A 20,594-nucleotide genomic window follows, 5' to 3' on the forward strand; every position below is an offset into this window, starting at 1 on the left:
TCTCATCGACAGCAAAAAAAGAAATCAATTTATAAACAGTTGCTTTTAAAATCAATTCAATCCCTGTCGGGGCGCCACCTCTGCTTGCAAAGCAGCAAGCGCCGCAGATCAAACAAGCCGCGACCGGCAAACGGCGCGGCTTTTTTACGCCATGTCCTCCCCCTCAGCGCCGTCCGGCGCGATCCGGCCGCCCGCGCACAGCCCGGCCAGCTCGGTCCTCACGAATTGATGCACCGGATCGTCGTTCACCCTGGGATGCCATAACAACTCCACATCGATCCGCAAGCTCGGTTCGTCGATCTGCGCGCGCGCCATGCCCGCCTGATGCCGGCCGACGATGGCGCAGACCACGGAGGGCAGCACCGCCACCGCCGGCACCGCCGCCAGTATCGGCGGAATGGCCAGCAGGCTGGCGGCGCGCGCCAGGACGCGGCGCTGCAAGCCGCGCAGTTGCAGGTAATGGTCTATCAGGCTGAGCGCTTCGCCGATGTAAGAGGTGTAGACATGCGGCCAGGCCGCCACTTCCTCCGCGCCCACCACGGCCGGCAATTGCAGCTGTCCGCGGTGATAGAGGCAGGCGAAGCCGCTGCGCAGCAAGGGCTGGCGTTCCAGCCGGGGCGTGGGGAAGGGAAAGTAGCCGACGGCGTAATCAATCTGCGCCGACTCCAGCGCCGCCAGCGCCTGAGCGGCGGACAAGGCCGCCACATCCACGCTCAGGCCCGGCGCCCGCTCGCGGCAGGCCCCGAGCAAACCGGGCAGCAAGGCGGCTTCCAGCGCGTCCGGCAAGGCCAGCCGCACCGTTCTTTCCACGGTTTCCAAGTCCACGGGCCGCTGCCGGAACAGGCGCTCGCCGGCGCCCAGCCAGGCTTCCAATTCAGGCAGCAAGGCCTCGGCGAACGGGGTGGGCATCATGCGCTGGCCGTGCCGGTACAGCAAGGCGTCCTGCAACTGCTCCCGCAGCTGCTTGAGCAGATGGCTGACCGCCGGCTGCCCCAGGCACAGCAGCCGCGCGCTCTGGCTGACGCTGCGCGTGCTCAGCAGCGTGTGCAAGGCCACCATATTGTTGAGATCCAGGCGGCGCAGCCAGACCGCGTCTATATCAGTCATTTCGATAGATGCCATGTAAACAATCGATTTCATTGAATTATAGCCGGCTCCGATAATGGGGACACCCTCCCGAGCCCCGAGCCCATGAACGCCGAACGCACGCAAGCCACGCCCTGGTATCTGATTTCCATCATGCTGATCGCCTGTCTGGAGTTTTTCCAGAACGGCCTGCTCAACTTCGCCTCCAGCCAGGTGATGGGCGGCGTGGGCGCCGCGCCGGAGGAGTTCAGCTATGCGGCCATGGCTTACGCCAGCGCCGCCGTTCTGGTGCTGTTGCAACACGAATGGCTGAGCCGCCGCCTGGGGATGCGGCGCTATATCCGCCTGTCCATCATCGTGTTCGGCGTCGGCGCACTGACCTGCGGTTTCGCCAATAGCCCCGGCCAGTTGATACTGGGCCGGGCGCTGCAAGGCCTGGGCGGGGCGGCTTTCTTCACCGCGGCGCGGGTGGAAGTGAACGCGCTGACAGACAAGAGCAAGATGCTGGGCCTGCTCTGTTTCGGCTATGCGCTGATGCTGGGCTCCGCCTGCGGCCCGCTGCTGGGCGCGGAACTGATCAGCCGCCAGGACTGGCGCTGGATTTTCTTCGCCGTGCTGCCGGCGCTGGCGCTGGCCTGGCCGGCCACCCGGCTGCTGAGCCAGCGGGCGGAACCTGCCCATCCGCACACCCAGGGCTCGCGCGCCTTCCTGTGCATGATTGTCGGCGTGCTGGCGCTGCAATGGCTGATTCAACAGCTGCCCTACGATTTCTTCTCCCGCCCCGAATGGCTGCTGGCCATCCTCGCGCTGGCCTTGCTGGCCGGCTGGGGCTGGCAATACCACCGCCGGCGGCACCCGCTGCGCAAGAAAGCCCTGCTCCAACTGCGCTACCTGGCCGGCCTGGGCTTTTACAGCTGCTGCTATCTGCTGGTTTCCGCCAACAGCTACATCCTGCCGGTGATGGCGCAGCAGGCGCTGGGCTTTGACCTGCCGACGACCGGGCGCTTGCTGTCGGTGAGCTTTGTCGCCGGCATCCTGTTTTCCACGCTCTACGCCTTCTTATTGCTCAAGCGCCGGGCGCGCGGCGTGCGCGCCATGATGGCGGCGGCCTGCTGCCTGCTGCTGCTCTACGGCGTGCTGATGTCCGGCCTCAATCAAAACGCGCCGGCCAGCCTGATCGTAAGCATCCTGATCTGCAACGGCGGCTTCATGTCCCTGTTCATCATGGCGGTGGCGCAGGCCACCTTCAGCCATATCGATCAGCCCGACTTCGCCCGCGCCTACCAGACCAAGAACATCGTCCGTCAGCTGTCGCTGTCCATGGGGGTGGCCGCCAGTACAGTGTTTCTGCAAGCGCGCAACGCCTTGCACTACCAGCGCCTATCCGAGGGTTTCAGCGTGCTCAACCCGGCGTTCAACGCCGCGCTGGACCAATTGCAGCAAGCCTTGCCGGAGCTGAGCGCCAAACAAAGAATGGCCGTGCTGGCGGGGCAACTGACGCAGCAATCGCAATTGCTGTCCTGCCTGGACTTCTTCCGGCTGGAATGCGTGATGGCCATAGGTCTTATAGTGATAGTGCTGTGGCAGCAAAGCCTGGGCCGGCAAGACTCCGGCCCGGCCGCATCCAAGCCTTTATGAGCAAGGAGATCCAAATGCTATATGGACTCACCCCGCTGGGGGTCTTTCATACCGCCGTCAGCCTGCTGGCGGTCGCTTTCGGCGCCATCGCGCTGTGGCGCGACGGCAGGATCAGCCCGCGCAATCGCCTGGGCCAGGCTTATGTGATCGGCACCGTGATCAGCTGCGTCACCGCCCTGGGCATTTTTCAGCACGGCGGCTTCGGCAAGCCGCACGCCTTGGCCCTGATCACGCTGGTCGTCCTGCTGCTGGCGCTGCTGGCGGAGTTCAAGGGCCTTTTCGGCGGCAAGGCCGCCCATGCGTCCGCCGTCGGCTTGTCCGCCACCTTCCTGTTCCATTGGATTCCGGCCGTCACGGAAACCTCCACCCGCCTGCCCTTGGGCCATCCCCTCTTGTCCAGCCCCGACGCGCCCGCCCTCCAGATCGCCACCGGCGTCCTGCTGCTGCTCTTCATCGCCGGCGCCGCCCGGCAGTGGAAAACCATCAACGCGGCCTTGAAAGCGGGCGCGGGATGACCACATGCAAGCCATGCTCAAACTGGATATCAAGATACGAGCCGCGCAAGCGGCGGACCTGCCGGCCCTGATCGGCGTCGACGCCATCGCGCAGCGGGACCCCGCCCGACGCAGGATGCTGGGCGAGGCCATCGCCGCGCAAAGCTGCTGGCTGGCCGAGGCCGAGGAGGCGCTGGGCTATGGCATTCTGGACCGCTCCTTCTTTCAACAGCGTTTCATCCCGCTGCTGATGGTGGCGGAAACCGCCAGAGGCCGCGGCGTGGCCAGCGCCTTGATGGCGGAGTTTGAAAGGCGATGCGCGGGCGACAAGCTGTTCACCTCCGCCAATGAATCCAATCTGCCGATGCGGCGCTTGCTGGACAAGCTGGGCTTCCGGGAAAGCGGACGCATCGACAATCTGGACGACGGCGACCCGGAGCTTGTGTTCATGAAGCGGGCTGCGCGCCCAGCCGGTTAAGGCGCCGGCTGCGGCCAGCTCAGCTCGAAACGGCTGCCGCCGCCCACGCGGCTGCAACGGGCCTCGCCGCCGTGAGCCAGCGCGATGGCGGCCACCACCGCCAGCCCCAGGCCGCTGCCGCCCTTGCCGCTTTGCCGCGCCGCGTCCGCGCGGCGGAAGGCCTCGAAGGCGTGCGGCGCGAAATCGTCTGGAATGCCCGGCCCCTCGTCCTCCACCCGCAAGCTGCACAGGCCGTCCTCCATGCGCAGCCGCACCCGCACCAGGCCGGGCTGGGCGTAACGACGCGCATTGTCCAGCAAGGCCAGCAGCGCCTGGCGGATTCGCACCGGATCGCAATGCGCCGGACACTCGTCCAGATCCAGCACCGCCTGCAAGCCGGCCGCCAGCAAGGCGTCCTCGAACACCTCCACCACCGCGCGCACTTCGGCGGCCAGATCGGTGTCTCGCATCTCTATGTCCAGATGCCCGCTTTCCGCCAGGCTGATCACGCGCAAATCCTCGATCAGATGCGCCAGGCTCTCCACCTGGGCCAGCAGCCGGCGGAACTGGTTCTCGTCCGGGGTGAACACCCCTTCCGCCAGCCCTTGCAGCCGTCCGCGCAGCACCGTCACCGGGGTGCGCAGCTCATGGGCGATGGCGGCGTTCCAGAACGCCTGTTCCTTGGTCATGCGCTGCAACTGGTCCGCCAGCGCGTTGAAGTCGTCGGCCAGCGCCGCCGCCTCGCGCAGCGAACGGTCCCCGGCCGCCGCCCGCGCGTCCAGATCGCCCTGAGCCACGCGGCGTATGCCCTCCGCCACCGAGTTGAGCGGCACCAGGATGCGGCGCGCCAGGCGCAGGCCCATCACCACCGACAGCGCCAGGCCCGCCACGGTGCTGGACAGCAGCCACACCCACTCCGGCATCGTCATCTTCCAGCCCGGCGTCTCGAAATGCACCGGCCAGTAAGTCATCGCCACATAGTAGAAAGTGAAGCCGGTCACCACCACCAGCACGGTCACGCAGAAGGCCATCGTCGCCATCGACAGCGCGATCTGCCGGCTCAGCCCCTCCAGCCTCATTCCGCGCCCCACAGCTTGTAACCCACGCCGCGCACGCCCACCGGCACGCCGTCCACGCCGCACTCCTCCAGCTTCTTGCGCAGCTTGCTGATGTGGCTGTCCACGGTGCGCTCCAAGGCGTCGCCTTCCGGCAGGCAGGCGGCCAGCAGCTCGGCGCGGCTGAACACCCGCCGCGGCGCGCGCGCCAGTTGCGCCAGCAGTTTGAATTCGGTCAGGGTCAGCGTCAGCACATGGCGCTGCTTGCCGGCCTGCACAGCCACTTCGTGGTTTTCCAGATCGATCTCGAACGGCTCCGCGCGCAGCACGCGCGGCTCCGCCTGACGCGCGCCGGACATGGAGCGGCGCAGCACCGCCTGCGTGCGCGCCACCACCTCGGCGGGATTGAAGGGTTTGACCACGTAGTCGTCCGCGCCGATGCGCAAGCCCATCAGCTTGTCGATGTCCTGGTCCAGCGCCGTCAGCATGATCACCGGCGTGTCGCCGCGGTGGCGGATTTCCGCCAACACCTGCCAGCCGTCGGCCCGCGGCATCTGCACGTCCAGCAAGACCAGATCCGGCTTCAGCGACAGATGCAGCTCCAGCGCCTGCCGGCCGTCCGCCGCGTGCGCGCAGCGCATGCCGCTGCGGGTCAGATAGGCGGTGAGAATCTCCGCGATCTCGGGTTCGTCTTCAGCGACGAGGATCAAGGCCTGACGGTCTTGAGCCCCGCCGGACGGTCGCATTGTCTGAGTCATGGCGCCGATTTCGCATCCTGTTTGCATCTCCATCGAATCTCCATGCTACCACACGAAAAACCCCATCCGGCCCCGGCATACTGCCGCATATTTTTTACGGGCGGCCCGCCGCCCAAGCCTGATTGGAGTGGAAATGAAGAGTAAACGAGCCAGCCTCTACGGCGGCGGCTGCCTGCTGGCGGCGGCGCTGCTGAGCGCCTGCGGACAAGCCGAGACCCAAGCGCCGCCGCCGGCGATCCCGGTGCGCACCCTCAGCGCGGCCCCGGCCCCGCTCAAACAGAGCGAAGACCTGCCCGGCCGCGTGGCCGCGGTGCGGGTGGCGGAAATCCGCCCCCAGGTCAGCGGCATTGTGCTGCGCCGGCAATTTGAGCAAGGCACCGAGGTGCGCGCCGGCCAACCGCTGTTCCAGATCAACCCGGCGCCGTTCAAGGCGGAAGTGGACACCGCCGCCGCCGCGCTGCAACGCGCCGAGGCCGCGCTGGCGCGCGCGCGGGTGCAAACCGCCCGCCTCAAGCCGCTGGTGGAAACCGACGCCGTCAGCCGCCAGGTTTACGACGACGCCGCGTCCCAGCGCGATCAGGCCGCCGCGGACGTGGCCCAGGCGCGCGCCGCGCTGGCCCGCCGCCAGCTGGACCTGAAATTCTCCCGCGTGGAAGCGCCCATCTCCGGCCGCATCGACCAGGCCCTGGTCACCGAGGGCGCGCTGGTGGGCGGCGCCGACGGCGCCCCGATGGCCCGCATCCAACAGATAGACCAGGTGTACGTGGACGTGCGCCAGCCGGCGGCGGCGCTGGAAACCGTCCGCCAAAGCCTGGCCGCCCAGCCGGACAGCGCCGGCGGCGGCCTGCCGGTGTCCATCCTGCGCGACGACGGCACGCCCTACGGCCTCAACGGCCGCATCCTGTTCTCCGGCGTCAACGTGGACGCCGGCACCGGCGACGTGCTCTTGCGCGTGCTGGTGGACAACCCAGAGCGGCGGCTGCTGCCCGGCATGTTCGTCCGCGCCCGCGTGCCGCGCGCCAGCTACGCGGCGGCGCTGACCGTGCCGCAGCAGGCCGTGGTGCGCATCGGCGGCAAGACCCAGCTGTGGACCGTGGACGCCAAGAACCAGGCGCGGCTGAACGTGGTGGAGCTGGGTGAACTGGCCAACCGCCAATACCGCATCCGCTCCGGCCTGCGGGCCGGGCAGAAGGTCGTGGTCGAGGGCATGGAACGCCTCGCCAACGGCGCCGTGGTGGCCGCCAGCGAAGCTGCGCCCGCGGCCAAGCGCTGATCGAAGGAAGCCGTCATGTCTCAATTCTTCATCCGCCGCCCGGTGTTCGCCTGGGTGATCGCCCTGTTCATCATCCTGCTGGGGGTGATCGCCATCCCGCAGCTGCCGATCGCGCGTTACCCCTCGGTGGCGCCGCCCTCGGTCACCATCACCGCCAGCTACCCCGGCGCCACGCCGCAGACCATGAGCGACGGCGTGCTCAGCCTGATCGAGCGCGAGCTGTCCGGCGTCAAGAACCTGCTGTATTTCGAATCCTCGGCCGATACCTCCGGCACCGCCCAGATCACCGTCACCTTCAAGCCGGGCACGGACCCGGAGCTGGCCCAGGTGGACGTGCAGAACAAACTCAAGGCGGTGGAGCCGCGGCTGCCCGCCCCGGTGCGCCAGAACGGCGTGATGGTGGAATCCGCCTCCTCCGGCTTCCTGATGCTGATCGGCCTGCGCTCGGACAGCGGCCGCTTCGACGAAGGCGCGCTCAGCGACTACCTGTCGCGCAATATCGCTGAAGAACTGCGCCGCATCGAAGGCGTGGGCCGCGTCCAACAGTTCGGCACGGAACAAGCGATGCGCGTCTGGGTGGACCCGGCCAAGCTGATCACCTACGGCCTGTCCATGAGCGAGCTCACCGCCGCCATCGCCCAGCAAAACGTCCAGATCGCCCCCGGCAGCCTGGGCGCCGCGCCCGCCCTGCCCGGCCAGCGCGTCACCGTGCCGCTCACCGTGCAAGGCCAGCTGACCGCGCCGGAAGAGTTCGCCGCCATCGTGCTGCGCGCCAACGCCAACGGCTCCAAAGTGGTGCTGGGCGACGTGGCGCGGGTGGAGATAGGCTCCCAGGGCTATAGCTTCGTCAGCCGCGAAAACGGCAAGCCCGCCTCCTTCGCCGGCGTGCAACTGGCGCCCGGCGCCAACGCGGTCAAAACCGCGGAAGCGGTGCGGGCGCGGCTGGCCGAGCTGAGCACCTCCATGCCGGCCGGCATCAGCTACTCCGTGCCCTTCGACACCGCGCCCTTCGTCAAGATCTCCATCGAAAAAGTGATCCACACCCTGCTGGAAGCCATGGTGCTGGTCTTCCTGGTGATGTATCTGTTCCTGCAAAACGCGCGTTACACCCTGATCCCGGCCATCGTCGCCCCGGTGGCCATGCTGGGCACCTTCGCCGTGATGCTGGCCACCGGCTTCTCCATCAACGTGCTGACCATGTTCGGCATGGTGCTGGCCATCGGCATCATCGTGGACGACGCCATCGTGGTGGTGGAAAACGTGGAACGGCTGATGGCGGAAGAAGGCCTGTCCCCGCGGGACGCCACCTCCAAGGCCATGAAGGAAATCACCGGCGCCATTGTCGGCATCACCCTGGTGCTCACCGCCGTCTTCATCCCCATGGCCCTGTCCAGCGGCTCCGTGGGCGTGATCTACCAACAGTTTTCCCTGTCCATGGCTGTGGCCATCCTGTTCTCCGCGCTGCTGGCGCTGACGCTGACCCCGGCGCTGTGCGCCACCATGCTCAAGCCCATCCCGCAGGGACACCATGAAAAGCGCGGCTTCTTCGGCTGGTTCAACCGCCGCTTCGCCCAGCTCACCGCCTGGTACGAAACCCGCGTAGGCCGGCTGATAGGCCGCGCCGGCCGCGTGATGCTGCTGTTCCTGGCCATCTCCGGCGCGCTGGCCGCCGGCTTCAAGGCGCTGCCCTCCTCCTTCCTGCCGGAAGAAGACCAGGGCTATTTCATGACCAGCTTTCTCTTACCCGCGGACGCCACCGTCGAGCGCACCCGCGACGTGGTTAAAACGCTCGATGACCATCTGGCGACGCGCCCTGCGCTCCAGTCCAGCATCTCCATCATCGGCTACGGCTTCTCCGGCTCCGGCCCCAACGCGGCGCTGAACTTCGCCGTGCTCAAAGACTGGAAGCAACGCGGCGACAGCAGCACCGTGGAAGAAGCCATGCTCGCCCAACATCGCCTGTCCGCCGCCACGGAAGGCGCGGCGATGAGCCTGCTGCCGCCGGCCATCGACGAACTGGGCACCAGCTCCGGCTTCAGCCTGCGGCTGCAAGACCGCGCCAACCAGGGCCACGCCGCGCTCAAAGCTGCCGAAGCCCAATTGCTGGAACTGGCCTCCCGCAGCAAAATCGTCCAGGGCGTCTACCCGGACAGCCTGCCGGCCGGCACCAGCGTGCGCCTGGACATAGACCGGCAAAAGGCCGAGGCGCTGGGCGTGTCCTTCAACAGCGTCAGCGACACCCTGTCCACCGCCATGGGCTCCACCTACGTCAACGACTTCCCGCACGCCGGCCGCATGCAGCAAGTCATCATCCAGGCCGACGCGCCGGCGCGCATGCAGCTGGACAATGTGCTCAAGCTCTACGTGCGCAACGCCAGCGGCGGCATGGTGCCGCTGTCCGAAGTGGTGCGCCCGGCCTGGTCCGAAACCCCGCTGCAACTGGTGCGCTTCCAGGGCTACCCGTCCGCCCGCCTGTCCGGCGGCGCCGCGCCCGGCTACTCCAGCGGCGCGGCCATGGCCGAGATGGAACGGCTGGCCACGCAACTGCCGCCCGGCTTCGCCCTGGCCTGGACCGGCCAATCGCTACAGGAACGCCAATCCGCGGCCCAGGCCCCCATGCTGATGGCGCTGTCCATGATCGTGGTGTTCCTGGTGCTGGCCGCGCTGTACGAAAGCTGGGCCATCCCGCTGTCCGTGATGCTGGTGGTGCCGCTGGGCCTGATCGGCGCCATCGGCGCGGTGATGCTGCGCGGCATGCCCAACGACGTGTTCTTCAAAGTGGGCCTGATCACCGTGATTGGCCTATCCGCCAAGAACGCCATCCTGATCATCGAGTTCGCCAAACAACTGCATGAAGAAGGCAAGAGCCTGGTGGACGCCGCGGTGCAAGCCTCCCGGCTGCGGCTGCGCCCCATCCTGATGACCTCGCTGGCCTTCGGCCTGGGCGTGCTGCCGCTGATGCTGGCCACCGGCGCCAGCGCCGAAACCCAGAACGCCATCGGCACCGGCGTGTTCGGCGGCATGGTCACCGCCACCGTGCTGGCCATCTTCTTCGTACCCGTATTCTTCGTGGTCGTGATGAGCGCGCAAGCGCGCATCGCCAACTGGCGCAAGCCGCGTCCGGCCGCGGAACAGAAAGTTGAATCATGAAAGCGCTCCTCCCTCTGGCCCTGGCCTTAAGCGTCTCCGCCTGCTCGCTGACCCAGCCGCTGCGCAAGCCGGAGCCGCCGGTGCCGGCCCGCTACGCCACGGCGGCCGCGGACGATGCCAACGCCAACGCCGCCGACCTGGGCTGGCGCGCCATGTTCGGCGACCGCCGGCTGCAAAGCCTGATAGAGCTGGCGCTGCGCAACAACCGCGACCTGCGCCTGGCCGCTCTCAACGTGGAAGCCGCCGAAGCCCAATACGGCATCCAGCGCGCCGCGCGGCTGCCGTCCGTGGACGCCGGCGTCGGCCTCAACCGCCAGCGCAGCCCGGCCAACCGCGAAACCGATCCGTTCACCCCGGCCGCCGTGCAAAACCAGTATGGCGTCAACGTGGGCGTCAGCGCGTTTGAAATTGACCTGTTCGGCCGCGTGCGCGCGCTGTCCGACGCCGCCTTCACCCGCTACCTGGCCACCGACCACGGCCGCCGCGCCGCCCAGATCGCCCTGGTGGGCGCGGTGGCGGACGCCTACTTCGCGGAACGGCTGGCGCGCGAACAACTGGCGCTGGCGGAACGCACCCAGGCGGACTGGCGGCAATCGCTGGCGCTGGCGCGCCGGCTCAAGGACGCGCAACAGGCCGGCGGCCTGGACGTGGCCCAGGCCGAAGGCCAAGTGGCCAGCGCCGACGCCGACCTGGAAGCCCGCGCCCGCGCGGCGGACCAGGCGCGCAACGCGCTGCGCCTGCTGCTGGGCGCGGAACCGCCGGAAGAGCTGCCCGAGCCGCTGCCGCTGGACCGCCAGCCGGTGGTGACCCGGCTGGCCGCCGGCCTGCCCTCCGAGCTGCTGTTCCGCCGCCCGGACATCCTGCAAGCCGAACAACAGCTGGAAGCCGCCAACGCCGACATCGGCGCCGCGCGCGCCGCCTTCTTCCCGCGGCTGTCGCTGAGCACCTCCGCCGGCTTCCTCAGCCCCGGCCTGCGCAATCTGTTCGACGGCGGCCAACACGTATGGAGCTTTGCGCCGCAAATCAACATCCCGCTGTTCCAGGGCGGCCGGCTGCGCGCCGAACTGCGGCTGGCGGAAGTGCGCAAATCCAGCGCCGTGGCCGAATACGAACGCGCCATCCAGATCGCCTTCCGCGAAGTGGCCGACGGCCTGGCCGGCCGCGAAACCTTCAGCCGCCAGATAGACGCCCAGGCGCGCGCGGTGGCCAGCGCCGAGCGCCGCGCCGACCTCTCCGGCCAGCGCTACCGCGCCGGCGTGGACGGCCGGCTGGAACTGCTGGACGCCCAACGCCAACTCTACGCCGCCCAACAAGGGCTGCTGGACCTGCGCCGCGGCGAACTGAGCAACGCCATTGCGCTGTACAAGGCGCTGGGCGGCGGCCTCACCGAAAAGTAAGAACGGCGAAAAACCCCTGATGCTGCGTCGGCGCGCCTTGCCTCAGAGATTGTGTTGGCCGCTCTAAGAACGTGTTTGCGATCTCGCGAGCTAGGCGAAAACCGCTGAGAAAGCGGAATGTACGCGGGGTACATCAGCATTTCGAAGGTGTACTCACCGTGTAACGCTCCACGACGCGCAGCAGATCGTAAACAGGTTCTCAGCGCCACTTACCGCACACCCCCATCCCCTCCTTTCGCGCGGCCCTAGTTGGCCGCGCTCTTTTTACCCCGCCTCCCGCCTTGCAATCCCGCGCCCGTGGATACAAACATAAAGCTGTACCACCCCATTGGCCGCATCAAGATGAAGCTTCTCTCCCAGCTCTCGCCGCGCAGTTTCCGGCTGCGGCTCAGCCTGCTGTTCGGCGGCCTGTTCCTGCTCGCCTCCCTGCTGGACACCGCGCTGGAGCCGCAACTGAACCAGGGCCTGCTGCAAGACAAGGGCGAAGCCTTGCAGGCCACCGCGCGCGGCATCGCCAAATCCCTGGCCGCCGGCCTCAGCCAAAGGCGGCGAGAACTGGCCCTGCACACCCAAACCCCGGTCTTCCTCAGCGCCCCGCTGGACAGCCCGGCGCTGCGCGGCGGCCTGGAACACATCAGGCTGCACAACCCGGACTACGCCTGGCTGGGCGTGATCGCGCCGGACGGCCGCATCGTCTCCGCCAGCGGCAAAGCGCCGTCTCCCCGCATTGAATTCGCCGCCCCGCTGCATGACGAGGCCGGCAAGCTGCGCGGCGCGCTGGCCGCCCAAAGCGCCTGGGCCTGGGTGGCGACGCTGATCGCCGACCGCCTGCCGCGCGGCAGCGCCGGGGACGCGCCGCAAGTCTTCATCGTCAACCAGAACAACGCCCCGCTGTTCCCGCCCGGCGCGCCGGGCCAGGCGGACATGCCCGCGCCGCTGAGCGGCCCCGGCTACCAACAGGGCGACTGGGCGGATGGCGAAACCTACCTCTACGCCGACGCCGCGATAGACGACGCCCCCGGCCCCGGCTGGCGCGTCATCGTCCGCCAGCCGCCGCCGCAAGCCTTCGCCGCCCTCAGCCGGCTGCGCTCCGCGCTGACCCTGCCCGGCTTGATCATCACCCTGCTGCTGATGATCGTGGTCTACCGGCTGGCCGCCGCCTTCAGCCGCCCGCTGGAAACCCTGGCCCGCACCGCCCAGCGCGTCAGCGCCGGCGACGAAGAAGCGGACTGGAGCTTGCGCAGCGGCGCCCGCGAACTGCAACAACTGGCCCAGGCCATGCGGCAGATGACCGCCGCCCTGCTGGCGCGCCGCGGCGAACTGGCCGCCGCCAACGCCGGCCTGGAACAAAAAGTGGAGGAACGTACGGAGGCGCTGAGCCAAGCCAAACGCCAATTGGAGGAAAGAGCGGCGCAACTGGAACAGATGGCCCGCCACGACGCGCTGACCGGCCTGGGCAACCGCATGGCCGCCACGGAATGGCTGACGGCGGAATACCAGCGCTACCACCGCAGCCGCGCGCCCTACTCAGTACTGCTGCTGGATGCCGACCACTTCAAACGCGTCAACGACAACCACGGCCACGCGGTGGGCGACCAAGTGCTGCAACAGATCGCCGCCGCCCTGAACGGGGCGGCCCGCGCCACGGACTTCACCGCCCGCTACGGCGGCGAGGAGTTCCTGCTTCTGCTGCCGGACACCGACGCCGAAGGCGCGCTGGTACTGGCCGAACGAGTACGCGCGGCGGTATCCGCCGCTTCCGACACCGCCGCCGGCGTCGTCACCGTCAGCATAGGCGCGGTCACTGCGCGCGACGACGACGCCACCCACGAAACCATCGTCCAGCGCGCGGACGAGGCTTTGTATCGGGCCAAGGCGAATGGGCGGAATCGGGTGGAGCAAGGGAAAATATAAAAGAGAAATTTTTACACGAAGCGAAGCAGCACTCTTACACCTCTATATGGCACACCAGAGATGTCTGCCTAGTGTCGACATGCACAACAAGGTTTCCGAATCCAAAATTTTAATATGCGAACTCTCATCAGACATATGCAAGCAACTAACCGGCGGGAAGAATATTCAGCGACTGATTGCTTAGTATCGCTCTTGTTTCACCGCTACCAGCGTATTATTGGCCTAGTTCTATCGTAACCTCTACTTTCCAGACCCCTCTTAACATATCAATAATCTCTTACCTTCCCCCTTCAAATTGGAAATATCACCATCTATGTTACGTCAACTTAATTCATCAAATAAACACACAGCTCAACTAATCTCTGTGCCTTACATCGCAACACTCTATCACCTAGCAGCATAAAGTTGAACATATAAGAGACAGCGAAGCTCAAAACGTATATCATCTAGCATGATAAAATATGTCATAATTCAAGAATCACTTTGACTTTACGGAGTAGTATCGGGTGCTCTAGATCAATGTCTTTCGCTCGCTCGTCCACTCCAGACCAAAATTTGTCACTTCACTCGGAGATTTTTAATGTCAAGCGCTATGTCACACCCTGCTGCAAGGACATTCTCAGTGGTAGACTTGGTTGATGCGTCCATTGAAGGTCGAATTCGCATTCCAGAGTTTCAACGACCATTGCGGTGGCAATGGCAAGACGTACAACGTCTTTTGGATAGCATTGTCAAAGGTTATCCAATAGGAAATTTACTACTCTGGAAGAGACGAGCTCCTGAGGCCAATGTAAGTCTAGGAGCATTAAAAATCAATGCTCGGGAATTTGACGAAGGATGGTGGGTTGTTGATGGACAACAAAGAATTACAAGTTTAGCAAATGCCCTCACCATCGATGGATTTAATGACGATCGCTTTTCATTAGCATATGATCTTAAAAAAGGATGTTTTGTAAAACCAGGCAGAACCGAAGATGGATTTATTATTCCACTTCCAATTCTTTTTGATCTTCAGCAATTAATACGTTGGTTTACAAAAGATCATCCTGAGGCGAGTGAAAAGCTTGATGAAGCATCACGTGTAACAAGAGCCATACGCGAGTACACTATACCAGCATATTTAGTATCGCAAAATGAAGAGGCTGTATTGCGTGATATTTTTGATCGAATGAACAATTATGGAAAACGATTAAGCTTGGCAGAAGTATTCTCTGCACTTCACCCAGGTGACTCGACAAACACCAGCCCAGAATCATACTTTCAAAAAATTGCTCAAAGCATCAACGTAGACTTACGATTTGGTCTAATTGATGATGACACTATTATGCGTGCAATTCTCGCGAGACGAGGAGGAAATGTCACAAGAGATATACGAGTTGAGTTCACTGAGAACACAAGAGACAGTAGAGACTTCGGCAACGAAGGGCCTGAAGCTGCTTATATAAATGGAGAAAATGCGTTAAATCTTGCCATCAAATTTTTACAAAAAGAAGCAGGAATCCCTCACTTTGCATTCCTTCCCTACCGTTACCTTTTAGTCGTATTAACAAGATTTTTTGCACACTTCCCGGAGCCTAAACCAAGGACAAGGGAACTATTACGGCGTTGGTTTTGGCGTGCGGCAATGGTTGGCCCGGGGCCATTCTCTGCAAGTTGGACTCAAGCAGCGCGAGTACTAGCCACTCGCATCATAGCCAACAATGAAAACCAAAGTATAAACAAGCTGCTTAGCACCCCCATAGACAAAACAACATCGCCACCAAAACTAACAGGATTTAAAACTAGTGCAGCCCATAGCAGAATAATCATGTCCGCCTTATGGGATTTAGCTCCTCGTTCTCCATTAACAGGCGAAGTATATGACATACCTAAGTTGTCTGATGCAATAGATCAAGATGGAACACTCGCAAGTATAGCTCAACGGCTGTTTTCTAGAGAACCTGAAGATTACAGAGGTCTTGCGGCTAATCGATTTATCATTCTTGAGCCTGAACTACCCAATTCGCTGTATAGCCTTTTTATTACACAACAAATTGGTATACAATGCACTCCTGATGACCTTCTTAACTCACACGGCATTAGTAGCTTTTCACTTCAAGCTCTAACATCTGATGATCGTCCCTCATTTTTTGAATATCGCCAAAAAGATCTCGCAAGCATTGTTAAAGAATTTCTAGAAAAAATGTCAGGTTCAAACCTAGAAGACACCCCCTCATTAGACAGCCTCAACCTTGATGATGAATTTGAGGAGCGAGACGATGCCCTTACATGAAGAACAGTTTTGTGTTTACCTGCACGATCAGCTTGTTGGCCGAATTCACCGCATACAAGACACCACTCGATTCTTTTTTGAAGATGACTATTGGAACAACCCTCAACGTCTTGTGTTAGGGCTACGCTTTGAGGACTTTCCAAATGCGAAACATCAAAGCCACTTACGTCTACCGGTGTGGTTCTCTAATTTATTACCAGAAGGCATTTTACGAGAATGGATTGCACAAGCTAGAGGAGTATCTGCACAAAGAGAAATGGAGTTACTAGATCAAGTCGGTCATGACTTACCCGGAGCGGTCCGGATCATAAAATCTGATTATTTACTTCCAACAAATCTTCAAAGCGATCCAAACCTTCTAGACGATCATGACAAAACGAAAGAAAACCTCTGGAAATTCTCTCTCGCAGGGGTAGGTCTAAAATTCTCAATGCGCGCACAAGGAGAACGCTTAACGATTCCAGCAATTGGAAATGAAGGTGATTGGATTGTCAAATTACCAGATGCAATTCACTCCGCTGTTCCGCAGAATGAATTTGCCATGATGAGCTTAGCCAAAGCCGTAGGAATTAACACTCCAGACATTCGCCTTGTTCATAGAGACCACATTGATGGCCTACCTGAAAACTGCTGGCCCAACAAAGAGGTCTTTGCTTATGCAATCAAACGATTTGATCGCGGACCGAATAAAACCAGGATTCACATAGAGGACATGGCCCAAGTCCGTGGATTCTATCCAGAATATAAATACAGCGGTTCATTCGAAACAGTTGGCGCATTAATATTTCGTGATCAAGACGAAAAAAGCCTGCAAGAATTCTCTCGCCGAATGGCCTTCAATATTTTAATAGGGAACGGTGATGCTCACTTGAAAAATTGGTCACTCATCTATAATGACGGGCGCATTCCATCGTTATCCCCAGCATACGACATTGTATCCACCTTTCCATATCGACCAGACTCTGCGGGCCCCGAGTATTTAGCATTGAAATTTGGAAAAACAAAGGACTTTCAAAGTGTAAAAATCAGCGCCTTTGAAGCCCTAGATAGAAGACTAACCGCCAATGCAAACCTTGCCGACATCGCGAACGAAACCATAAAAAAAACCATCCAAGAATGGCAAATTGCAGCAGACATATTATGCAACACCCCATTGACAAGCAAAAAAATATTCCAATTTATGCATGAACGGTCAAAACAATTAACGCGCTAACCTTTTGAAACACCTAAAGTTTAATCAACCATTAATTTCAACACCAGACTATTAATAAGTACATACTTAACAAATCATCGCCTTAGAACATCAAGGAATCGTATCTAGCTGCCGCCACCCTTGACGCCCCCTCCCAGCCTGTTTAGGCTTGGTTCCGCGTCGTGCTCAATCACGCGACGCAGGGCTTGCAAACCCATAACTGACTTTCCCGCAGACACGACAGTCCGCTTTGGCACTGTTACGTCTGCTGCCACGCCGTACCCATTCGGGGCGGGCCGTGGCAGGGAATCCGAGAGGATTGCCGGTCACTGGAAAGTCAGCCGGTTTTGCAACCTTGTCATGTGCCTGCCCTAGCCTCGCCTGGGCAGGTTTCCAAAGATGACATGGAGACCGTGATGACCTTCTCTACCTTTCCCCCCGCAATGCCGCCGCCCGCCTGCCCCCATGACGCAGGAGAACGCCCCGAACCCGCCGCCGCGCCGGTGATGGAGCAACTGCATTCCTGTGCTCAGCGCTTGCCCGCCGCCGCCGGCAATGTGCTGCTGCTGGGCGATCTGGGCCGCCAATTGAACGATTGCTATATCCAGCTGGACTCCGCCTTGCTGAGCGGGGTGATGGACATCCGCGCCGCCCACACCGGGCTGTTGGCACTGCTGACCTTGCTGGAACGCCGCGACGAGCCCTTGCTGTTCAGCAGCGAGGAGGCGCTGGCCTTGCTGGAGCCGATACAGCAGCGTTTGCAACGCGGTCTGGAGCACGTCAACGGAGTGTTGTGATGGCGGCCAAGGAGAGCATTGTCATGATGAGGCTGCTGATCCAGCACCACGACGTCCTCAAACGCGCCGCCAGTTTGATCTCCGCCTATGAAGAGCGCATCGGGGCCATTGCGTTGACGGACGAGCACCCGGACCATCCGGCCGACACCGCCAGCATTCATCTGGAGATCAGGCGGGCGCAGGTGGGTTTTGAGCTTTGGGACCAATGGCGCGGCGAGCACGAGCCAGCCCGTACCGCCTTGTTGCGGATGTGGGCGTCCGGGAAGTGGACCAACCGCGACACCTGTGTGCGGCAGTGTTATCGGCTGGCGGGCTTCAGCAATATGGTCACCGCCCGCCAAGCCTTGGTGGGCGCTCCAATGCCGGAGCCTTTGGCCGTCCAAAGGCAACACACCATGTGGGGGACGCCGTAGCCGGCTGTCCGGCGGTGTGGCGTCAAACTCGTTTCCGCGCGGGTATCGCTGCGCTCCTCCCACCCTACGGTTGGAGCCGTGTTTGAGGCCGCGTTTGGGTAGGGAGGGTGGAGCCGTCAGGCGATACCCACCCAATAGGCGGCTGTCCGGCGGCCTGTAGCGTCAAACCGTTTCCGCGTGGGTATCGCTACGCTCCACCCACCCTACGGTTGGGGGCGTGGGGCGTTTTAGGCGCAGCTGCCAAAGGCCTTCAGCTTGTCCACATCCACCAGCGTGATGTCGCGTCCGTCCACCTGGATCAGCTCCGCCTCGATCAACTGGTGCAACATCCGCGAAAAGGTTTCCGGGGTCAGGTTCAGCCGGGAGGCGATCAGGCTTTTATTCACCGGCAGCGAGACCTGCGGCGTGAGGCTGCCGCCGTCTTCCGGGAGGTGTTGCAGCAGATAGCCAATCACCCGCTGCAAGGAGCTTTCTATGGAGTAGCGCTCCACGTCCCGCACCAGGCCGTGCAGGCGCAGCGACAGGCCGGCCAGCAAGCGCCGGGCGAAGGCCGGATCGTGGTCTATCGCTTGCAGGATGCCGGCCGCCTCCACCTTGAGCAGCATGCCGTCTTCCAGGAACTGGGCCATCACCGGGCAGGGCCGGCCCAGGAACATCACCGCCTCGGCGAAGCTTTGGCCAGGGTGGATGATTTCCATCACTTTTTCACTGCCCTGCGCCGAGGACAGCGCCAGCTTCACCCGGCCGTACACCACCAGGAACATGCCGTCGCAGGGGTCGCCCTTCTGGAAAATCACCTGGCCCTTGAGGCCGCGTAGTTCTTGGGTATGCGGCACCAGCGCCTGGATCTGCTCCGGGGACAATTGCTGGAACAGCGGCTGGTGGCGCAGGAAGGATGGAATGTCCAGATGGCTCATGACGGTGTGGCTCGATAATGGCGGAGGCTTACACTATAAAAGCGCGCTCCGCCAAGGGCCATGGGCCATTGGCAGCAGCGGCCTAGTTCGATGTGATTAGAACCTGTTTACGATCTGCTGCGCGTCGTGGAGCGTTACACGGTGAGTACGCCCTCAAAATGCTCATGTACCACTCGTACATTCCGCTTTTTCGATCGTTTTCGCCTTGTCTCGCTCTTGCTCGCGAGATCGTAAACACGTTCTTAGAAAAAATCTCGCCGGCAGCTGCAATATGTTGAAGCGTTGCATGGATAGGTGGGGAACCGCGTATTCGAGGTTTTGAACCATCATCCCTCTCAAAGAGATCGTAAACAGGCTCTACGGCGCTCGCCTCAATGTTGGGCCGCCCGGCTCCACGGCGTCAGCTCCGGCCGCGCGTGGCGGCCCGGCTCCACGCCGATTTCCGCATCGCTCAGATAACAGGCCGGGTCCGCCGCCCAAAAATCTCCGCTCAGCTCCCAGGCGCGCACCCGGGTATTGCCGTTGCAGATATCCAGGTGGCCACAAGCGCCGCAACGGCCGGCCACCGGGCGCGGGGATTGGCGCAGGCCGCTCATCAGCGGGTGTTGCGGCTGTTGCCATATCGCGGAAAACGGCCGTTCCCGCACATTGCCCAGCGTCACTTTCCACCACATGGTGTCCGGGTGGACGTTGCCCAGGTTGTCGATATTGGCGATGTGGACGCCGCTGGCGTTGCCGCCCCAGCGCCGCAGCGCCCGCAGCAGGGTGTCGGCGCGCTCCGGATAATGCCGGCGCGCCCAGTGCAGCAGGTAGACGCCGTCCGCGTCGTTGTTGCCGGTGACGAAGTCCCGCGGCCGGCCGGCGTCCAGCTGGGCCAGCGCTTGCTGGATCAGCAGCTCCAGCGCCCAGCGGCTGCGGGCGTGGCGGGCGTCGTCCGCGCGGTGCTTGTTGCCGCGTCCGGCGTAGTTGAGGTGGGAGAAATAGAACTTGTCGATGTCTTCGTCCGCCATCAGTTGCAGCAGCGCCGGCAGGTCCGCGGCGTTGTCTTCGGTCATGGTGTAGCGGATGCCCACTTTCAGGCCGGCGTCGCGCGCCAGCCGCAGGCCGCGCAGCGCCAGTTCAAAGCCGCCGTCCAGCCGCCGGAAGCGGTCGTGGGTGGCGCCGATGCCGTCCAGGCTGACGCCCACATAATCAAAACCGATGTCGGCCAAGACGGCGACCTGGTCTGGGTCCATCAGGGTGCCGTTGCTGGACAGGCCGATATAGAAGCCCAGCGCCTTGGCGCGCCGGGCGATGGCCGGCAGGTCCGGCCGCAGCAGCGGTTCGCCGCCGGACAGGATCAGCACGCGCACGCCGTAGGCGTGGAGATCGTCCAGCACCGCATAGGCTTCGTCGGTGCTCAGTTCGCCGGCGAAGTCGCGGTTGGCGGAGGTGGAGTAGCAGTGCTGGCAGGTGAGGTTGCAGCGGCGGATCAGGTTCCAGATCACCACCGGGGCTTGCGGCCCGGCGGGCATGGCGCGCCCTGGCGGCGGGACCGCCGCCGGTTCGCGCAGCAGGCGCAGGTATTGGGTCAGTCGCAACATGGCCGGCTCCGTCGCGGGAAGATGGCTCAGTGTGCGGCCGGGGGCGGCGGCGGCTCCTTGATGCGGGTCAATGGAATCCGCAGCGCCTCAGAACCTGTTTACGATCTGCTACGCGTCGGCGATACAGCGTTGAAACCGGCTTCGAAATGCTCATGTACCACGCGTACATTCCGCTTTCTCAGCCGTTTTCGCCTTGTC

At 62.8% G+C, this 20,594-nt stretch carries 16 protein-coding genes; 11 read left to right on the forward strand and 5 right to left on the reverse strand.

The window, feature by feature from the left end:
- Window positions 1-144: 144 nt before the first annotated feature.
- The gene (locus tag AB1Z25_RS19210) at window positions 145-1,107 is read right to left on the reverse strand and encodes a LysR family transcriptional regulator (RefSeq protein ID WP_486635929.1); all 963 of its coding nucleotides are present in this window, start codon (window positions 1,105-1,107) and stop codon (window positions 145-147) included.
- A gap of 84 nt (window positions 1,108-1,191) precedes the next feature.
- On the opposite strand from AB1Z25_RS19210, the gene AB1Z25_RS19215 reads away from it, so the two are divergent.
- Genes AB1Z25_RS19215 through AB1Z25_RS19225 form a run of 3 tightly spaced genes read left to right on the forward strand, consistent with a single transcriptional unit; the run spans window position 1,192 to window position 3,696 of the window.
- Window positions 1,192-2,724 carry an MFS transporter gene (locus tag AB1Z25_RS19215; protein ID WP_486635930.1) on the forward strand — a complete coding sequence of 511 codons (1,533 nt, stop codon included), beginning with the start codon at window positions 1,192-1,194 and terminating at the stop codon, window positions 2,722-2,724.
- A gap of 14 nt (window positions 2,725-2,738) precedes the next feature.
- Window positions 2,739-3,239: a hypothetical protein gene (locus tag AB1Z25_RS19220; protein ID WP_235086302.1), complete on the forward strand. Its 501-nt coding sequence runs from the start codon at window positions 2,739-2,741 to the stop codon at window positions 3,237-3,239.
- A 4-nt stretch (window positions 3,240-3,243) separates the two neighbouring features.
- The gene (locus AB1Z25_RS19225; protein WP_486635931.1) at window positions 3,244-3,696 is read left to right on the forward strand and encodes a GNAT family N-acetyltransferase; all 453 of its coding nucleotides are present in this window, start codon (window positions 3,244-3,246) and stop codon (window positions 3,694-3,696) included.
- Here the strand turns inward: AB1Z25_RS19225 and AB1Z25_RS19230 are convergent.
- Window positions 3,693-4,754, reverse strand: coding sequence for an ATP-binding protein (locus tag AB1Z25_RS19230; RefSeq protein ID WP_486635932.1), 1,062 nt, complete (start codon window positions 4,752-4,754; stop codon window positions 3,693-3,695). The two genes, AB1Z25_RS19225 and AB1Z25_RS19230, sit on opposite strands and share 4 nt — an antisense overlap.
- Window positions 4,751-5,488: a response regulator gene (locus AB1Z25_RS19235; RefSeq protein WP_107801976.1), complete on the reverse strand. Its 738-nt coding sequence runs from the start codon at window positions 5,486-5,488 to the stop codon at window positions 4,751-4,753. Before AB1Z25_RS19235 ends, AB1Z25_RS19230 begins: the two co-directional genes overlap by 4 nt.
- Window positions 5,489-5,621: 133 nt before the next feature.
- On the opposite strand from AB1Z25_RS19235, the gene AB1Z25_RS19240 reads away from it, so the two are divergent.
- From AB1Z25_RS19240 to AB1Z25_RS19275, 8 genes are all read left to right on the forward strand, one after another.
- Window positions 5,622-6,761, forward strand: a complete 1,140-nt coding sequence (locus tag AB1Z25_RS19240; RefSeq protein ID WP_486635933.1) for an efflux RND transporter periplasmic adaptor subunit — start codon at window positions 5,622-5,624, stop codon at window positions 6,759-6,761.
- Window positions 6,762-6,776: 15 nt separating this feature from the next.
- Window positions 6,777-9,911 carry a multidrug efflux RND transporter permease subunit gene (locus AB1Z25_RS19245; RefSeq protein ID WP_486635934.1) on the forward strand — a complete coding sequence of 1,045 codons (3,135 nt, stop codon included), beginning with the start codon at window positions 6,777-6,779 and terminating at the stop codon, window positions 9,909-9,911.
- Complete coding sequence (locus AB1Z25_RS19250) at window positions 9,908-11,308, forward strand: efflux transporter outer membrane subunit (RefSeq protein ID WP_486635935.1); 1,401 nt, start codon at window positions 9,908-9,910, stop codon at window positions 11,306-11,308. The genes AB1Z25_RS19245 and AB1Z25_RS19250 overlap by 4 nt, the downstream gene beginning before the upstream one ends.
- 297 nt (window positions 11,309-11,605) lie before the next feature.
- Window positions 11,606-13,222 (forward strand): GGDEF domain-containing protein, encoded by a 1,617-nt coding sequence (locus AB1Z25_RS19255; protein ID WP_486635936.1) that lies wholly within the window; start codon window positions 11,606-11,608, stop codon window positions 13,220-13,222.
- A gap of 622 nt (window positions 13,223-13,844) precedes the next feature.
- Window positions 13,845-15,494, forward strand: a complete 1,650-nt coding sequence (locus AB1Z25_RS19260; protein WP_486635937.1) for a DUF262 domain-containing protein — start codon at window positions 13,845-13,847, stop codon at window positions 15,492-15,494.
- Entirely contained in the window at window positions 15,481-16,707 is a 1,227-nt protein-coding gene (locus AB1Z25_RS19265; RefSeq protein WP_486635938.1) for a type II toxin-antitoxin system HipA family toxin, read from the forward strand. The genes AB1Z25_RS19260 and AB1Z25_RS19265 overlap by 14 nt, the downstream gene beginning before the upstream one ends.
- A 395-nt stretch (window positions 16,708-17,102) precedes the next feature.
- Window positions 17,103-17,483 (forward strand): hypothetical protein, encoded by a 381-nt coding sequence (locus AB1Z25_RS19270; RefSeq protein ID WP_486635939.1) that lies wholly within the window; start codon window positions 17,103-17,105, stop codon window positions 17,481-17,483.
- A gap of 23 nt (window positions 17,484-17,506) precedes the next feature.
- A complete protein-coding gene (locus AB1Z25_RS19275) occupies window positions 17,507-17,896 on the forward strand; it encodes a hypothetical protein (protein WP_486635940.1) in 390 nt (129 codons plus the stop codon).
- A 227-nt stretch (window positions 17,897-18,123) separates the two neighbouring features.
- On the opposite strand, the gene AB1Z25_RS19280 is transcribed toward AB1Z25_RS19275, so the two are convergent.
- Together AB1Z25_RS19280 and nirJ are read right to left on the reverse strand one after the other, a co-directional pair.
- Window positions 18,124-18,813, reverse strand: coding sequence for a Crp/Fnr family transcriptional regulator (locus tag AB1Z25_RS19280; RefSeq protein WP_486635941.1), 690 nt, complete (start codon window positions 18,811-18,813; stop codon window positions 18,124-18,126).
- Between the two features lie 371 nt (window positions 18,814-19,184).
- On the reverse strand, window positions 19,185-20,396 hold the full coding sequence (gene nirJ / locus AB1Z25_RS19285; RefSeq protein ID WP_235086282.1) for a heme d1 biosynthesis radical SAM protein NirJ: 1,212 nt from the start codon (window positions 20,394-20,396) through the stop codon (window positions 19,185-19,187).
- Window positions 20,397-20,594: the final 198 nt, after the last annotated feature.

The organism is Chromobacterium sp. HL1, from assembly GCF_057418835.1.

Excerpts from the sequence above, each read along its gene's own strand:
- AB1Z25_RS19215 (WP_486635930.1), top strand. The coding sequence starts at position 1,192 with ATGAACGCCGAACGCACGCAAGCCACGCCCTGGTATCTGATTTCCATC.
- AB1Z25_RS19235 (WP_107801976.1), bottom strand. The coding sequence starts at position 5,488 with ATGACTCAGACAATGCGACCGTCCGGCGGGGCTCAAGACCGTCAGGCC.
- AB1Z25_RS19250 (WP_486635935.1), top strand. The coding sequence starts at position 9,908 with ATGAAAGCGCTCCTCCCTCTGGCCCTGGCCTTAAGCGTCTCCGCCTGC.
- AB1Z25_RS19280 (WP_486635941.1), bottom strand. The coding sequence starts at position 18,813 with ATGAGCCATCTGGACATTCCATCCTTCCTGCGCCACCAGCCGCTGTTC.
- AB1Z25_RS19220 (WP_235086302.1), top strand. The coding sequence starts at position 2,739 with ATGCTATATGGACTCACCCCGCTGGGGGTCTTTCATACCGCCGTCAGC.
- AB1Z25_RS19230 (WP_486635932.1), bottom strand. The coding sequence starts at position 4,754 with ATGAGGCTGGAGGGGCTGAGCCGGCAGATCGCGCTGTCGATGGCGACG.
- AB1Z25_RS19210 (WP_486635929.1), bottom strand. The coding sequence starts at position 1,107 with ATGACTGATATAGACGCGGTCTGGCTGCGCCGCCTGGATCTCAACAAT.
- nirJ (WP_235086282.1), bottom strand. The coding sequence starts at position 20,396 with ATGTTGCGACTGACCCAATACCTGCGCCTGCTGCGCGAACCGGCGGCG.
- AB1Z25_RS19245 (WP_486635934.1), top strand. The coding sequence starts at position 6,777 with ATGTCTCAATTCTTCATCCGCCGCCCGGTGTTCGCCTGGGTGATCGCC.
- AB1Z25_RS19265 (WP_486635938.1), top strand. The coding sequence starts at position 15,481 with ATGCCCTTACATGAAGAACAGTTTTGTGTTTACCTGCACGATCAGCTT.
- AB1Z25_RS19225 (WP_486635931.1), top strand. The coding sequence starts at position 3,244 with ATGCAAGCCATGCTCAAACTGGATATCAAGATACGAGCCGCGCAAGCG.
- AB1Z25_RS19240 (WP_486635933.1), top strand. The coding sequence starts at position 5,622 with ATGAAGAGTAAACGAGCCAGCCTCTACGGCGGCGGCTGCCTGCTGGCG.
- AB1Z25_RS19270 (WP_486635939.1), top strand. The coding sequence starts at position 17,103 with ATGACCTTCTCTACCTTTCCCCCCGCAATGCCGCCGCCCGCCTGCCCC.
- AB1Z25_RS19275 (WP_486635940.1), top strand. The coding sequence starts at position 17,507 with ATGATGAGGCTGCTGATCCAGCACCACGACGTCCTCAAACGCGCCGCC.